This window comes from Pseudonocardia sp. EV170527-09, assembly GCF_008369905.1.
Taxonomy (GTDB): domain Bacteria; phylum Actinomycetota; class Actinomycetes; order Mycobacteriales; family Pseudonocardiaceae; genus Pseudonocardia.
Window position 1 is genome coordinate 1 of the sequence record NZ_VRMC01000290.1, and the last position, 678, is coordinate 678.

The following is a 678-nucleotide window of genomic DNA, read 5'->3' on the forward strand; positions in this document are numbered from 1 at the left end:
GTGGATGTGGATCATTCGGATGCGGCGCTGCGGCTGTTGTGGGACCGCGACGGATGGCGCCCGAACGTCGTCGTGGAGTCTCCGGCGACGGGGCGGGCGCATGCGGTGTGGGCCTTGGACGAGGCGATCACCCGCACCGAGTACGCCCACCGGGCGCCGATCCGGTACGGCGCCCGAGTCACCGAAGGCCTACGCCGCTCGGTCGACGGAGACAACGGCTACTCGGGGTTGTTGACGAAGAACCCGGTGCATCGCACCTGGACCACCCGGGTCGTGCACCGCCACCTCTACACCCTGGGCCAACTCGACGAACGACTCGCCGATCACGGGTTCATGCCCCCGGCGAAGATGCTCGAACAACGACGCTGGCGGACAGATCCGACCGGACTGGGCCGTAACGAGGCCCTGTTCGCCTCGGCGCGGCGGTGGGCCTACCGCGAGATCCGCCACCACTGGAGCGACCCCACCGGCCTCGGCGTCGCGATCGAGTTCGAAACAACCGCCCGCAACACCGCCTTCACCGAACCCCTCCCCACCTCCGAAGTCCGTGGGATCGCCTCGTCGATCACCCGCTGGATCACCACCCGCTCCCGCATGTGGGCCGACGGCCCCGTCGTCTACGAAGCCACCTTCTCCACCATCCAAGCCGCACGCGGACGCAAAGGCGGCCGCGCCCGC

1 protein-coding gene is annotated in these 678 nt (G+C 69.3%); it reads left to right on the forward strand.

What is annotated here, in order from left to right:
• A partial coding sequence (locus FVA95_RS29150; RefSeq protein WP_149666929.1) for a replication initiation protein occupies window positions 1-678 on the forward strand: 678 nt, incomplete at both ends.